Origin of the sequence: Rhodobacter capsulatus, assembly GCF_005144475.1 — a bacterium.
Classification (GTDB): Bacteria; Pseudomonadota; Alphaproteobacteria; order Rhodobacterales; family Rhodobacteraceae; genus Rhodobacter; species Rhodobacter capsulatus_C.
The window spans coordinates 55,393-68,985 of the sequence record NZ_SWJZ01000008.1 but is presented as its reverse complement, the minus strand read 5'-3'; the positions used below and the strand labels follow the sequence as shown (position 1 = coordinate 68,985).

13 protein-coding genes are annotated in these 13,593 nt (G+C 67.0%); 5 read left to right on the top strand and 8 right to left on the bottom strand.

Annotated elements, in window-relative coordinates:
* Positions 1-5: 5 nt before the first annotated feature.
* Positions 6-1,601 carry a phosphoglycerate dehydrogenase gene (gene serA, locus FBT96_RS01550; RefSeq protein ID WP_136904641.1) on the bottom strand — a complete coding sequence of 532 codons (1,596 nt, stop codon included), beginning with the start codon at positions 1,599-1,601 and terminating at the stop codon, positions 6-8.
* Between the two features lie 71 nt (positions 1,602-1,672).
* Positions 1,673-2,818 (bottom strand): phosphoserine transaminase, encoded by a 1,146-nt coding sequence (locus tag FBT96_RS01545; protein WP_136904640.1) that lies wholly within the window; start codon positions 2,816-2,818, stop codon positions 1,673-1,675.
* A 156-nt stretch (positions 2,819-2,974) separates the two neighbouring features.
* Here FBT96_RS01545 and serB point away from each other — a divergent pair, with 156 nt between their 5' ends.
* On the top strand, positions 2,975-3,847 hold the full coding sequence (gene serB / locus FBT96_RS01540) for a phosphoserine phosphatase SerB (protein ID WP_136904639.1): 873 nt from the start codon (positions 2,975-2,977) through the stop codon (positions 3,845-3,847).
* Here serB and nagA read toward each other — a convergent pair.
* Positions 3,823-4,983, bottom strand: a complete 1,161-nt coding sequence (gene nagA / locus FBT96_RS01535) for an N-acetylglucosamine-6-phosphate deacetylase (protein WP_136904638.1) — start codon at positions 4,981-4,983, stop codon at positions 3,823-3,825. The two genes, serB and nagA, sit on opposite strands and share 25 nt — an antisense overlap.
* On the bottom strand, positions 4,971-5,795 hold the full coding sequence (locus tag FBT96_RS01530; RefSeq protein ID WP_136904637.1) for a BadF/BadG/BcrA/BcrD ATPase family protein: 825 nt from the start codon (positions 5,793-5,795) through the stop codon (positions 4,971-4,973). The genes nagA and FBT96_RS01530 overlap by 13 nt, the downstream gene beginning before the upstream one ends.
* A 132-nt stretch (positions 5,796-5,927) precedes the next feature.
* Between FBT96_RS01530 and FBT96_RS01525 the strand changes: the two genes are divergently transcribed.
* The 3 genes from FBT96_RS01525 to FBT96_RS01515 all read left to right on the top strand — a co-directional run bounded on the left by FBT96_RS01525 (position 5,928) and on the right by FBT96_RS01515 (position 7,860).
* The gene (locus tag FBT96_RS01525; protein ID WP_136904636.1) at positions 5,928-6,557 is read left to right on the top strand and encodes a hypothetical protein; all 630 of its coding nucleotides are present in this window, start codon (positions 5,928-5,930) and stop codon (positions 6,555-6,557) included.
* Between the two features lie 166 nt (positions 6,558-6,723).
* Entirely contained in the window at positions 6,724-7,503 is a 780-nt protein-coding gene (locus FBT96_RS01520; protein ID WP_346655930.1) for a DUF6478 family protein, read from the top strand.
* A 9-nt stretch (positions 7,504-7,512) separates the two neighbouring features.
* Positions 7,513-7,860 (top strand): hypothetical protein, encoded by a 348-nt coding sequence (locus FBT96_RS01515; protein WP_136904635.1) that lies wholly within the window; start codon positions 7,513-7,515, stop codon positions 7,858-7,860.
* Between the two features lie 101 nt (positions 7,861-7,961).
* On the opposite strand, the gene FBT96_RS01510 is transcribed toward FBT96_RS01515, so the two are convergent.
* Entirely contained in the window at positions 7,962-9,974 is a 2,013-nt protein-coding gene (locus FBT96_RS01510) for an NADPH-dependent 2,4-dienoyl-CoA reductase (protein ID WP_136904634.1), read from the bottom strand.
* Positions 9,975-10,256: 282 nt separating this feature from the next.
* Here FBT96_RS01510 and FBT96_RS01505 point away from each other — a divergent pair, with 282 nt between their 5' ends.
* Positions 10,257-11,162 (top strand): LysR family transcriptional regulator, encoded by a 906-nt coding sequence (locus FBT96_RS01505; RefSeq protein ID WP_136904633.1) that lies wholly within the window; start codon positions 10,257-10,259, stop codon positions 11,160-11,162.
* 38 nt (positions 11,163-11,200) lie between these two features.
* On the opposite strand, the gene FBT96_RS01500 is transcribed toward FBT96_RS01505, so the two are convergent.
* From FBT96_RS01500 to FBT96_RS01490, 3 genes are read right to left on the bottom strand one after another with little or no spacing between them, the layout of a single operon-like run.
* Positions 11,201-12,136: an OmpA family protein gene (locus FBT96_RS01500; RefSeq protein WP_136904632.1), complete on the bottom strand. Its 936-nt coding sequence runs from the start codon at positions 12,134-12,136 to the stop codon at positions 11,201-11,203.
* A complete protein-coding gene (locus FBT96_RS01495) occupies positions 12,133-12,846 on the bottom strand; it encodes a GNAT family N-acetyltransferase (RefSeq protein WP_136904631.1) in 714 nt (237 codons plus the stop codon). Before FBT96_RS01495 ends, FBT96_RS01500 begins: the two co-directional genes overlap by 4 nt.
* Complete coding sequence (locus FBT96_RS01490) at positions 12,843-13,571, bottom strand: competence/damage-inducible protein A (RefSeq protein ID WP_136904630.1); 729 nt, start codon at positions 13,569-13,571, stop codon at positions 12,843-12,845. The genes FBT96_RS01495 and FBT96_RS01490 overlap by 4 nt, the downstream gene beginning before the upstream one ends.
* Between the last annotated feature and the right edge of the window lie 22 nt (positions 13,572-13,593).

Genomic DNA, 13,593 nt, shown 5'->3' with positions numbered 1-13,593 from the left:
TAAGTTCAGGCGATGTTGAATTCCAGCGGTTTCACCTGCTGGAAGAGGCCGGTGGCTTCCAGTTCGGACACAACCTTGGCATCCAGCGCCTCGTCGAGATAGGCGATGGCGATGGCCTCGCCGCCCGCGGCCGCGCGACCCAGCGTGAAGTTCGCCAGGTTGACATTGTGCTCGCCCAGAAGCGTGCCAAGCTTGCCGATGATGCCGGGCACGTCCTTGTTGGTCGTGTACAGCATGTGGCGGCCGACTTCGGCATCCACATTGATGCCCTTGATCTGGATGAAGCGCGGCTTGCCATCCGAGAAGCAGGTGCCGGCGATCGAGCGTTCGCGCTTGTCGGTGACGACGGTGATCTTGATGTAACCGTCGAACACGCCCGACTTGTCCTGCGTGGTGGTCGAGAGCTGGATCCCGCGTTCCTTGGCGATGACCGGGGCCGAGACCATGTTCACGTCGGGGTTCGAGCGGCTCATGATCCCGGCGATGACGGCGCATTCCAGCGCGCGCAGGTTCATCGTCGAGGCGGTGCCATCATAAGTGACGTTGATCGCGGTGATCGGCTCGTCGGTCATCTGGCCGATGAAGGCGCCGAGATATTCGGCCAGCTTCACCCAGGGGCCCATGACGCGGGCTTCGTCGGCGGTCATCGAGGGCATGTTGAGCGCGTTTTCCACCGCGCCATCCAGCAGATAGTTCGCCATCTGCTCGGCCACTTGCAGCGCGACGTTTTCCTGCGCTTCCGAGGTCGAGGCGCCAAGGTGCGGCGTGCAGACGACGTTCGGCAGGTTGAACAGCGGGTTTGCTTCCGCCGGTTCGACCGAGAACACGTCGAAGGCGGCGCCCGCGACATGGCCCGATTTCAGCATGTCGGCCAGCGCCTCTTCGTCCACCAGACCGCCGCGGGCGCAGTTGATGATCCGCACGCCGGGCTTGGTTTTCGCCAGGTTTTCGCGCGACAGGATGTTGCGGGTGCTGTCGGTCAGCGGCACGTGCAGGGTGATGAAATCGGCGCGGCGGAGCAGCTCTTCCAGCTCGACCTTGTCCACGCCCATCTTCTCGGCCTTTTCTTCCGACAGGAAGGGGTCATAGGCGATGACCTTCATCTTCAGGCCCTTGGCGCGGTCGCAGACGATCCCGCCGATGTTGCCCGCCCCGATCACGCCGAGCGTCTTCGCCGTCAGCTCGACGCCCATGAACTTCGACTTTTCCCATTTGCCCGCATGGGTCGAGGCCGAGGCCTCGGGGATCTGCCGCGCCACGGCGAACATCATCGCGATCGCATGTTCGGCGGTGGTGATCATGTTGCCGAAGGGCGTGTTCATCACGATCACGCCCTTTTTGGACGCGGCTTCCTTGTCGACGTTGTCGACGCCGATCCCGGCGCGGCCGATCACCTTCAGGCGGGTGGCCTTTTCCAGCAGGGCGGCCGTGGCCTTGGTGGCCGAGCGGATCGCAAGGCCATCATAATTGCCGATGATCTCGGCCAGTTTTTCCTTGTCCTTGCCGAGCTTCGGCTGGAAATCCACCTCGATGCCGCGGTCGCGGAAGATCTGCACGGCGGCGTCGGAGAGTTCGTCAGAGATCAGAACCTTGGGGGCCATTTCATGGGCTCCTGAAATTTCGGAAATGTGGGAAAGGATGGGCGCTGCCTGCGCCCATCGCGTTTCTGAAATCAGGCTTGCGCCGCGATTTCCGCCTCGAAGGCATGGGCGAGCCAGGGCATCAGGGCCTCGACATCGGCTTTTTCGATCGTCGATCCGCACCAGATCCGCAGACCTGCCGGGGCATCGCGATAGGCGCCGATATCCAGCGCAACGCCTTCTTTTTCAAGCCGTTTGGCAACGGCCTTGGCAAAGGCGGCGCCGTCCTTGATGCGGGCGTCGTTGAACTTGAGGCAGACCGAAGTGGTCGAGGCCGTCGCCGGGTCGTTCGCCAGGTTGGCGATCCACGGATTGGCGGCGCAGAAGTCCCAGACCACTTTGGCGTTGGCGGCGGCGCGGTCGACCAGGCCTTTCAGCCCGCCGATGGTTTGCGCCCATTTCATCGCCACCAGGTAATCTTCGACGCAAAGCATCGAGGGGGTGTTGATGGTTTCGCCGACAAAGATGCCCTCGATCAGCTTGCCCTTGGAGGTCAGGCGGAAGATCTTCGGCAGCGGCCAGGCCGGGGTGTAGCTTTCCAGCCGTTCCACCGCGCGGGGCGACAGGATCAGCACGCCATGACCGCCTTCGCCACCCAGCACCTTCTGCCAGGAGAAGGTGGTGACGTCGAGCTTGTCCCAGGGCAGGTCCATCGCAAAGGCGGCCGAGGTCGCGTCGCAGATGGTCAGGCCTTCGCGGTCGGCCGGGATCTTGTCGCCGTTCGGCACGCGCACACCAGAGGTGGTGCCATTCCAGGTGAAGACGACATCGGTGTTGAAATCGACCGTGGCGAAATCGACGATGTCGCCGTAGCCCGCCTCTTTCACTTCGGCGTCAAGTTTCAGCTGCTTGACGACATCGGTGACCCAGCCGGAGCCGAAGCTTTCCCAGGCGCACATCGTCACCTTGCGGGCGCCGAGAAGCGACCAGAGCGCCATTTCGACGGCGCCGGTGTCCGAGGCGGGCACGATGCCGATGCGGTAATCCGCGGGCACGCCCAGAATTTCGCGGGTCAGGTCGATGGCTTCTTTCAGCTTGTTCTTGCCGATGGCGGCGCGGTGCGACCGGCCAAGCGGCGCATCCGAGAGCATGTCGAGGGAGAAACCGGGGATCTTCGCGCAGGGGCCCGAAGAGAAACGTGCATTCGCCGGACGGTTGGCCGGGGCAGTATTCGTCATGTCGCTATCCTTCCAGATAAACGCCCTTCGTTGGGGAAGGGTGTCCCGCCGTCGCTGCTACAGGCTTTGGCCCTCTGGCACAAGATGGAAAATCACGCTAAAGCGCCGCATCGGATATCAAAAGCGACATCCCTCCAGCCCCGGGACCCCTGATCCATGTTCATCGCCACGCTTCTCGCCGACCCGAAAGCCGCCAATCTCGACCGCGTCACGGCCGAGTCGCTGCGCAATGCCTGGGGGGGCGGAGAGGTCCGCTGGCTGGCCCCCGGCATCGCCGCCGAATTCCCGTTGAACGCCGTGCCCGAGAACCGCTGGCAGGTCTGGGAAGACCTGCAAAAGCTGGGTTTCGACCTTGTGGTGCAACCGGCCGAGGGGCGGAAGAAAAAGATGCTGCTGGCCGACATGGACAGCACGATGATCCAGCAGGAATGCATCGACGAGCTGGCCGATGTGGCGGGCGTGGGCGCGCAGGTGAGTGCGATCACCGCGCGGGCGATGAATGGCGAGCTGGATTTCGAAGGGGCGCTGACCGAGCGTCTGGGCCTGCTGACCGGCCTGCCCGAAAGCGTCATCGCCCGGGTGATTGCCGAGCGGATCACCTTCATGCCGGGCGGCCATTACCTGCTTCGGACGATGAAGGCGAACGGGGCTTACTGTGCGCTGGTGTCGGGCGGATTTACCGCTTTCACCGGCTATGTCTCTGAAACGCTTGGCTTTGACGAGAACCGGGCGAATGTTCTGGGCATCGAGGATGGCAAGCTGACCGGGGTGCCGGTGCTGCCGATTCTGGGGCGTGAGGCGAAGGTTCATGCTTTTCTGGAAATTTCGAAAAGACTGAAACTGGCCCATTCCGAGGTGATGGCGGTGGGCGATGGCGCCAATGATCTGGGCATGCTGCAGCTGGCCGGAGCAGGGGTGGCGCTGCATGCGAAACCCTCGGTCGCGGCGCAATGCGACATCCGCATCAACCACGGCGATCTTTCGGCGCTGCTGTACATTCAGGGCTATGCGGTGGGCGATTTCGCCTGAAGCTGGCCGCCCTGCCAGACCCCGGTCACCTGCCAATCCTCGGTGAAATGCACCAGATCGGCGGGCAGGCCGGGGGTGATGCCGCCCCGGTTTGACCCGATCAGCGCCGCCGGGCGCGCAGTGGCCATGGCCAGCGCCTGTTCGGGCGGCAGTCCCAGAACCTTTACACAGAATCGGATCGCCTGCGGCAGGCTCAGATCCGCCCCGGCCAGCGTGTCGTTTTCCGTCCGCAAGGCGCGGTTGGCACGATGGATGCGCTGCCCGGCCAGATCGAAGCCGGTCAGATCGGTGCCCGCGACCGCCATCGCATCACTGACCAGAAAGATCCGTTCCCCCGCCAGCCGCACCGCCAGCCGCGCTGATTCGGGGGAAACATGGAGTCCGTCGGCGATCAGGCCGCAGGCGAAGGGCAGCGACAGGGCGGCGCCCACGAGCCCCGGTTCGCGCGAGCCGAGCTGACTCATCGCGTTGAACAGATGTGTCACGACGCGCGCGCCCGCGTCGAAAGCGGCCTGCGCCTCGGCCATGCTGCAGTCGGCATGACCCAAAGCCACCACCACCCCGGCCTCGGTCAGCCGGGCGATCTGATCGGGCGTCACCGAAGCGGGGGCAACCGTCAGCAGCAGCGCGGGCAGACCGGCGCGGGCCTCGCAGAGCGTCAGCACATCTTCCTCGGTCATCGGGCGGATGTGCTGCGCGGGATGACAGCCGGGGCGTTTCGGGTCGAGATGGGGCCCCTCAAGGTGCAGGCCGAGGAACCCCGGCACCCGGCCCACCGCCGCCACCCCCGCCGCCAGAACCGCCCGCGTCAGCCGGGCCGAGGTGGTGATCAGCGTCGGCAAGACCCCGGTCGCGCCCAGCCGCGCATGGGCGGCACAGATCGCCGCGATCTCGGCCAGCGGGTCGGCGCCTGAAAGCATCACCCCGCCGCCGCCATTCACCTGCAGATCGATCAGCCCGGGAGCAAGCAGACCGCCGCCCAGCTCGATCCGGGCGGCTTCGGGGAAATCGGAGGCGGGCAAATCGGAGGCGGGCAGGATTGCCGCGATCCGGTCGCCCTCGATCACCACCGCCTGTCCGTCGAGACACCGGGCCCCGTCGAACAGCCGCGCCCCGGTCAGGATCATGCGGCCCATGTTGCCGGATCCCGCGCCATCGCCATCGCGCCGTCAAGGGCCGTGCCCAAAGGCTCGGCCCGCGGCCAGTCGGTCAGCGCCAGCGTCGGACCCAGCCCGCCCAGCCAGACCACCGGCAGCGGCGGATCGGTCTGCAACAGCCCGATCGCCGCGCGCAGCTCGGCCCGGGTCTCGGCCAGGACATGACGCGACAGCGGATCGTCAAAGGCGGCGGCCATGCGATGCACCAGAAGCGCATGATCGGCGGGCGTTTTTTGCAGCGTGAAGGCGACCAGCCCCGGCCCGCCGCCCAGATCGGCCAGGATCGCCTGCGCCAAGGGCGAGAGCGGCGCGTAGCCATCCAGCATCCGGGTGATCCGGTTCAGCATCAGCCGCCCCATCCAGGCGCCCGAGGCCTCGTCGCCCAGCCGGAACCCCCAGCCGCCGATCGCCGTGACCTGCCCGCCCAGCTGCCGCGCAAAGACCGAGCCGGTGCCGATCGCCGCCATGATCCCGTCGCCCGTCCCCAGCGCACCGCGCAGCGAGGTGGTCACATCCTGCACCACCTTTGCCCGGAATGGCAGCGCCGCTTCAAGCCGCGGTGCCGCGCCCGAGAGGTTCGCCCCGGCGACGCCCAGCATCGCCCGCACCTGATCGCGCGGCCGATCCCCGATCAGCCGCAGCGCCAGACCGCGCAGGCTTTCCAGCGCCGCGGCGAAATCCGTGGCGATATTCGCAGGCCCGCCCTCGGCCCGGTCCAGCTCGCGCCCTTCGGCATCGCAAAGCACCGCCCGGCAGCCGCTTCCGCCGCCATCAATCGCAAGATAGACCATGTTCGCCTCCGTTCGGCCCAAGATGCCGTGGCCCGGCGGCAGCGGCAAGGCGAAACCCGCCCGGGTCGCAACTCGGCGCTTGTCCCCGGGTCGCGGGCCTTGCTAGGAAGAGCCGCCGAGCAGGGGGGGACGATGCGACGGATCTTGATCACTCTGTGTCTGAGCCTTGCCCTGTCGGGCTGCGTCACGGCACTTCCGTTCAAACTCGAGCTGCCCTTGCCGAAGCACAAGCCGGTCACCGGCCGGGTCACGCTGCAGCAGGGCGCGATGACGCTGATGGCGCCGGACGGGTTCTGCGTCGATCCCGGCTCGACCCGCGACGGGCCCGAGGGCAGCTTCGTGCTGTGGGGCAGCTGTGCCGCGATCGGCGACGATCCGCGCGCGCCGCGGCCGGCGCAAAAGGCGCTGCTCAGCGCCACGATCGGACCGCTCAGCGAGGATCCGGTCGAGACCGCCTTCGAGAGCTACGAGGCCTTTTTCAAAAGCCGGGCCGGACGGGCGGCGCTGGCGCGGTCGGGCAAGGCGCGGGATGTGCAGATCCTGGCGGTGAAGCGCGAGGAGCGGCGGTTGCTTTTGAAAATCGCCGATCGCTCCGCCCCGGACACCGCCCCGGTGGACCCGGTCTATTGGCGCGAGATCATCGGGCTTGGCGGCCATGTCGCGGCGCTGTCGGTGCTGCCGCTGGCGGGCAGCGCGCTCGATGACGCGACGCAGCTGGAGCTGCTGTCGGCCTTCGACGAGACGGTACACGATCTGAACTGAGCGCCGCGGGCGAGCGGCGTGACGGGCTGTCGCCCCAGGGTGGTTCCGGGCCGAAAAATACGGGTATTTTGATGGATTTCCGGCTTCATTTCCGACGTTATGTGGCACAGAAGGAAACGAATATGACGTACTGTTTCCAAGGTGACGACGGCCCGGGATCGCGAAGATGAAGATGTCAGGAAAGTCGACTTCGTTTCTGGAGCGGCTGGCGCAGGGCCGGATGCTGGCACGCTGGGCGCGGGCGGGGCGGCTTGTTTCGGCCCTGGGCCGGGCCGAGCTGCGGCAGCTGCGCGACGATGCCTGGACCTTGCGCCGCGCGCTTGACCGGGTGCTGTTTCTGGCCGAGGGGCGTCTGGCTGTGCCGCCCGATGGCGAAGACGGGATCGTCCGGCCGCTGGGCTGCGACTGGGTCTGGCGCCCGGATCTGTGGCGGGGGCCGGTGGTGCCCGCGGGCGTTGTCGGGGCCGAGAGCCGGACCCCGATCGGCGCCGAGGCGACGCTGTTTCACGATTGCCGGGACAGCGACATCACCTTGCGCCAGATCCGCAACCGCCCGCCGCTGGACCTTGCGCCTTTCGGGCTGCGGCTGGATGTCTTCCGGTTCGACGGCTCGTTCCTGTCGCTGGTGCTGGATCTGCCCGAGGAGGGCGTGGCGGGGCTGAAGCGCACCCATCTGATCCGGCTTGCGATGTCGGTCGAGCTGGAACGGCCGCTCGAGATTTTCTGCCGGTTGAATGTCAAGCACGGGCCGAACACCGATCAGCTGGTGCGGGAAATGCCGCTGGGCAGCGGAACGGATTTCGTCGAATTCGATCTGGCCTATACGAAAATGAACGAAAAGCGTGTCGAGAAGGTCTGGGTCGATCTGATCTTCGAAGGGCCGCGGATGAACCAGATCCTGCTGCGGGATCTGACCTTTGCGCGCCATCCGCGCGCCGATATCTGAGGGGGCGGGATGCTGGAAGGATCGCGGATCGCGGCGGGGCGGTGGGAAGGTCTGTGGACCGGCGCGGCGGCACCGGAGCTGAAGGTCGTGCATCAGGACCGGGCGCTGCCCGATCTTACCTGCGACGCGCTGGGCCCGGGCCGCTGGCGGCTGAGCCTGCCGATCCCGGTCGCGCTGATTTCGGACGGGGTGCAGACCTTCGTCTTGCGCGCGGGCGAGGAGACGGTGGGGCATTTCACCATCATCAGCGGCCAGCCGCTCGAGGCGGATCTGCGGGCGGAACTGGATCTGCTGCGGGCGGAACTGGATCTGCTGAAGCGGGCGTTCCGGCGCCATTGCGTCGAGACCGGCGCCTGAGACTGGAGCCTGAGACTGGAGCCTGAGGCCGGGGGGGGGCGCTGCCCCGCCGAGGCAGTGCCTCGGCCCCCCGGGATATCTGGAGCAAGATGAAAGGTGGATCAGAGCCGGGCGCCAAGCCTTGTGCCCTGATCGATCGCCCGTTTCGCATCCAGCTCGCCCGCGACATCGGCGCCGCCGATGATATGGGGCGTGAAGCCCTGCGCCCGCAGCGCCTCGGCCAGCGTGCGCTGGCTTTCCTGCCCCGAACACAGCACCACCGTATCGGCCGCGATCAGCGTCGGGGTTTCGTGGCCCGGGCCGAAGCTGATGTGCAGGCCCTCGGGGGTGATGCGGTCGTAATTCACCCCGCCGAGCATCTTCACGCCCTTGGCCGCCAGCGCGGCGCGGTGAATCCATCCGGTCGTTTTCCCCAGATGACGGCCGGGCTTTTCCGGTTTCCGTTGCAGCAGCGTCACCATCCGCGCGGGCGGGGCGGGGGCGGGCTCGGCCAGACCGCCCGGGGTTTGCGCCGGATCGCCGACGCCCCATTCGCGCCTCCAGTCCTCGGGGTGGAGCGTCGGGCTCTCGGTCACGGTCAGGAATTCGGCGACGTCGAAGCCGATGCCGCCCGCGCCGATGACCGCCACCCGCGGCCCGGCCACGGCCTTGCCCGAGAGCAACTCGGCATAGCTGATCGCCAGATCCGCGCCCGGAATTTCGGGGCGGCGCGGCGTGACGCCGGTGGCGATCACCACCTCGTCGAAGCCGCCGAGCGAGGCCACGCTCGCTTCCGTATTGAGCCGCAGGCTGACGCCCGCGCGGGCAAGCATGGTGGCGAACCAGTCGGTCAGCCCGACGAATTCTTCCTTGCCGGGGATGGTGCGGGCCAGCCGCAGCTGCCCGCCGATTTCGGCGTCTTTCTCGAACAGCTTCACCGCATGGCCGCGCTCGGCCGCGGCGATGGCGCAGGCCATGCCCGCCGGTCCCGCGCCGACGACGGCGATGCGTTTCGGGCTTTCGGTGGGGGTCAGCAGCAGTTCGGTTTCATGCCCGGCGCGCGGATTGACCAGGCACGACGAAATCTTGCCGGAAAAGGTGTGGTCCAGGCAGGCCTGATTGCAGCCGATGCAGGGGGCGATTTCCGCCGCGCGGCCGCTGGCGGCCTTGGCGACGAACTCCGGATCGGCCAGGAACGGCCGCGCCATCGAGATCATGTCGGCCTCTCCCGCCGCCAGGATCCCTTCGGCCACCTCCGGCGTGTTGATCCGGTTCGAGGTGATGACCGGGATGCCGACTTCGGGGCGCAGCCGCGCCGTCAGCCAGGAAAACGCCGCCCGCGGCACCGAGGTGGCGATGGTCGGCACCCGCGCCTCGTGCCAGCCGATCCCGGTATTCAGCATCGTCGCCCCCGCGGCCTCGATGGCTTTTGCCAGCCGCACCACCTCGTCCCAGGTCGAGCCCTCGGGCACCAGATCGATCAGCGAGATGCGGAAGATCACGATGAAATCCGGGCCGACCGCGGCGCGGACACGGCGCATCACCTCGACCGGCAGCCGCATCCGGTTTTCGTAAGACCCGCCCCAGTCGTCGGTGCGGCGGTTCACGTGGCGGACCAGGAACTGGTTGAGGAAATAGCCCTCCGAGCCCATCACCTCGACCCCGTCATAGCCCGCCTCGCGGGCGCGGGCGCTAGCGGTGGCGATGTCGGCAATCTGCTTTTCGATGCCCGCCGCATCCAGTTCCTTCGGCGCAAAGGGCGAGATCGGCGATTTCACCGCCGAGGCCGACACACATTCCGCCCCATAGGCATAGCGGCCCGCATGCAGGATCTGCATGGCGATCCGCCCGCCCGCCGCATGCACCCGGTCCGTCACCAGCCGGTGGTTGGTGATATCCTGCGGCGTGAACAAACCGGCCGCGCCGGGAAACACCCCGCCTTCGCGGTTCGGCGCCATCCCCCCCGTCACCATCAGCCCGACGCCGCCGCGCGCCCGCGTCGCGTAGAATTCGGCCACCCGGTTCCAGTCGCCGGTCTCTTCCAGGTTGGTATGCATCGAGCCCATCAGCACGCGGTTGGGCAGCACCACATGGCCCAGATCCAGCGGCGCCAGCAGATGCGGATAATGGCTCATCACGTCCTCGCGTTTTGGCTCCGGTTTTGGGCCACCTTACAAGCGCCGCCCCCCCTGTCACGGCAAACGCGACGTCATTGTCTTCATCTTGCCCGAAATACCTCGGGGTGAGCCCGCAAGGGCGAGGGGCAGAGCCCCTTTCCCGCCAAGACGGGCAACAATCGTTTCCCCGTCTTGGCCGAACTTTGCAATTTCCCCCGTATTGTCCCGTGAGCGTCCAAATTGCGCCCGAATTCAATCCGATGACTTCGGCAACCGCGAAACATTCCCGATGGGTGACCGATGGACCGTCTGACCGAAATGGAAGCCTTTGCCACCGTGGTGGATCAAGGTGGCTTCACCGATGCCGCCAAGAAGATGGGGATTTCCAAATCGGCCGTTTCCAAACATGTCTCGGCGCTGGAGGCGCGACTGGGCGCAAGGCTGCTCAACCGCACCACGCGGCGGGTCTCGCCCACGGAAATCGGGTTGGCCTATTACGACCGGGCGCGGCGGGTGCTGAATGACGCCGGAGAGGCCGATGCGCTCGTCACCTCGATGCAGGTGGCGCCGTCAGGGCTTTTGCGGATTTCGGTCGCCACCGATTTCGGGGTGAACCTGCTTTCGCCGGTGCTGGGCGATTTTCTGCAGGCATATCCGGACGTCACCGTGAACATGGTGCTGAACAACCGCTACGTCGAGCTGATTTCGGAAGGGTTCGACATGGCGATCCGGGTCGGCGAACTCGAAGACAGCACGCTCAAGGCGCGCAAGCTGACCGAGACGGCGAAGCGGATGATCGCCTCGCCGCGCTATTTCGAGAAATACGGCCGCCCGACGAAGATCGACGATCTGAACGATCACAAGCTTCTGCATTATTCGAACCAGTCGAACGGCAATGTCTGGAAGATCACCGCGCCCTCGGGCGAGCGGCGGCAGGTGCGCTCTGCGGGCTGGCTGACGGTGAACGATGGCCAATCGCTGCTTCATGCCGCGATCGCGGGGCTTGGCATCGCCTATCTGCCCAGCTTCCTTTACGCCGATGCAATGAAAAACGGGCAGGTCGAGGAGGCGATGCCCGATCTGCCGATGGAGACGCTCGGCATCTATGCCGTCTATCCGCCGGGTCGCTTCACCCAGCCCAAGGTGCGGGCCTTCATCGACTTTCTGGCCGAGACCTTTGCCGACAAGGGCCCCGACAACTGGTGAGTTTTGTTCCTCCCACGGCGCCCTTCCGTCCGGCGCCGTCACCTTGGGGTCGAGGCGAGCACCGCTTCGACCCTTCTGTTTTTGTCGCGCCCCTCGGGCGTCAGGTTCGAGGTCCGCGGCGACAGCCAGCCCGCCCCCTCGGCACTCAGCTGCCCGGCCGGAACGCCCAGCTTCTCGATCAGCCGCTTGCGCACCGCCGCCGCGCGCTCTTTCGACAGCGCGACATTCGTAGCCAGCGCGCCCGAGTTGTCGGTGTGACCGACCAGCGCGATCCGCGCCTCGGGCCGGGTGGCCAGATAATCGGCCAAAGCCGAAAGCGAGGCGAAATCGCCCTCGGCCAGTTTCGAGGCGCCGCTGGCAAAGACCAGATCATCCAGCGCCACCCGGCCCGTGCCGTCCAGGGCCTTGGCCAGATCGGCGGCCGGGCTTTCGGGTTCCGGGCTGGGCTGCGGCGCGGCCAGATCGTTGCCGGGCGTCGCCGGGGTGGTGTCCTCGGCGGTCATCGTCGTCAGATGCACGAAGCCCGATTCCGACGAGCGCGACACCGTGAGCGCGATCCAGTCATTGCCGTTCTGCGCCGCAAGATAGCGGAAGTCGCCCAGATCGACATGCATTTCCGGTTCCGGGATCAGATCGAGCGCATAGCGGAAATCGAAGCCGCCGCAGGCATCGGTTTCGCATTGATACATCAGGATATAGCCCGCTGCCGCGATCTGGTCGCGCAGCGGCGCCAGGATCTGCAGCGTCGTCTGCTGATTGCCGCGCAACCGCCAGGCGGTGTCTGACCGCGCCCCTTCGAGCCCGCTGCGCGCCATCGTGTCATTGCGCCACGGCCCGATCGGCAGCCCGTAGGAGGTGGCGGCCTGGCTCCGCGCGGCCGAGATCGCGGCGCCTTGCGGCAGGGTCAGGGACGGCGGATCGGCCTGCGCGGGCAGGGCGGCCAGAAAAAATGCTGCGCAGAAAAATCGTCTCATGTCCGGGTCTCGCGGCGGTAATGATAGGCGCAGACGGGCGTCATTCCGAGGGCCTGGTACAGCGCCAGGGCTGCGACATTCGCCTTGGTGACGACAAGCGTCAGGCGCTCGGCGCCCTCGGTCGCGGCCCAGCGGCAGGCCTCCGCCAGGATCGCGCGGGCCAGGCCCTGACGGCGGAACTCGGGGGCGACGACAAGGGCATGCAGCATCGCGGTGTCGCCGTGGGTCGCGACAAAGGCCGCCCCGGCGGCACGGTCGCGGCTGCGGCCAAGAACGACGGCTTTCGGTGTGCCCGCGCGGTCGAGGATCGCCTGTCGCGCCGCGCCGATGCCGTTTTCCGCCCAGATCTCGCGCGCGATGGCCAGCGGCGGCCAATGCGCAAAGGCGGTGACGGGCGGCACCTCGCGGGGCAGGGCGGCCAGATCGGCGGTCAGGATCACCACCGGATCGAAGGCCTCGAAGCCGCGGTCGGCCAGCGCCGCATCCAGCGCCTCGTCGCCGGGGCGCAGCATGAATTTCGGTTCCTGCCCAAGGCGTCGCTGCGCAGCGATGGCGGCGTCGATGTCGGCGGTTTCAAACCGCCCGAGCAGGCTGGCCGCGCTGACCCGAGAGCCGCCGCCCTGTCCTTCGCGGATCACGAAGCCGCCGGCTTGCCGCACCGAGACGGCGGGCCAGGTGGCGTCGATCACCTCGAACAGCGGATCGGTCATCGACCCTCCGGGAAAGCGGCCTGCAGCGCGGCAAAGGCGGCGTCCAGCGCTTGCGGCTCGGTCGAACGGGCGACAAGGTTGGTGCCATACTGCCCCTCGGTGACGAAGGGATAGGAGCCGAAGGACACGGCAGGATGCGCCGCGGCCAGATCGCGCAGCGCATCGGCGATCGCGGCTTCGGCCACCATCATCTGCCAGGTGCGCGACAAAAGCGGCTGCCCGCCGGAAAGCCGCGGCAGAAGCCCCGCCACCATCGCCTGAAAGATGTTGGGCACGCCCGCCATGACGTGGCAATTGCCGACACTGAAACCGGGGGCGCCCGAGACCGGGTTGTCGATCAGGCTGGCACCCTCGGGGATGCGGGCCATGCGCAGACGGGCTTCGGTGAAATCGACGCCACGGGCGGCGTAATGGGCGGCCAGGATCGCGCGGGCATCTTCGCGCACGCCGATCTTGCGCCCGAAGGCTTCGGCCACGGCATCGGCGGTGATGTCGTCATGCGTCGGCCCGATGCCGCCCGAGGTGAACAGATGGTCATGCGCCCCGGACAGCTCCTGCACAGCGGCGACGATGGTCGGGTGATCGTCCGAAATCACCCGGATCTGCCGCAGATCGAAGCCCGCCTTGACCAGTTCCCCCGCCAGATGATGCGCGTTCCCCTCGCGGGTGCGGCCGGTCAGGATCTCGTCGCCAATGATCAGGATCGCGCAGGTGGGATTGGGCATGGGGCTCCTCCTTGGGCCACGT

Coding starts and splice junctions, on each gene's coding strand:
- serA (WP_136904641.1), bottom strand. CDS start 1,601: ATGGCCCCCAAGGTTCTGATCTCTGACGAACTCTCCGACGCCGCCGTG.
- FBT96_RS01520 (WP_346655930.1), top strand. CDS start 6,724: ATGAAGATGTCAGGAAAGTCGACTTCGTTTCTGGAGCGGCTGGCGCAG.
- FBT96_RS01500 (WP_136904632.1), bottom strand. CDS start 12,136: ATGAGACGATTTTTCTGCGCAGCATTTTTTCTGGCCGCCCTGCCCGCG.
- FBT96_RS01530 (WP_136904637.1), bottom strand. CDS start 5,795: ATGGTCTATCTTGCGATTGATGGCGGCGGAAGCGGCTGCCGGGCGGTG.
- serB (WP_136904639.1), top strand. CDS start 2,975: ATGTTCATCGCCACGCTTCTCGCCGACCCGAAAGCCGCCAATCTCGAC.
- FBT96_RS01495 (WP_136904631.1), bottom strand. CDS start 12,846: ATGACCGATCCGCTGTTCGAGGTGATCGACGCCACCTGGCCCGCCGTC.
- FBT96_RS01525 (WP_136904636.1), top strand. CDS start 5,928: ATGCGACGGATCTTGATCACTCTGTGTCTGAGCCTTGCCCTGTCGGGC.
- nagA (WP_136904638.1), bottom strand. CDS start 4,983: ATGGGCCGCATGATCCTGACCGGGGCGCGGCTGTTCGACGGGGCCCGG.
- FBT96_RS01545 (WP_136904640.1), bottom strand. CDS start 2,818: ATGACGAATACTGCCCCGGCCAACCGTCCGGCGAATGCACGTTTCTCT.
- FBT96_RS01490 (WP_136904630.1), bottom strand. CDS start 13,571: ATGCCCAATCCCACCTGCGCGATCCTGATCATTGGCGACGAGATCCTG.
- FBT96_RS01510 (WP_136904634.1), bottom strand. CDS start 9,974: ATGAGCCATTATCCGCATCTGCTGGCGCCGCTGGATCTGGGCCATGTG.
- FBT96_RS01505 (WP_136904633.1), top strand. CDS start 10,257: ATGGACCGTCTGACCGAAATGGAAGCCTTTGCCACCGTGGTGGATCAA.
- FBT96_RS01515 (WP_136904635.1), top strand. CDS start 7,513: ATGCTGGAAGGATCGCGGATCGCGGCGGGGCGGTGGGAAGGTCTGTGG.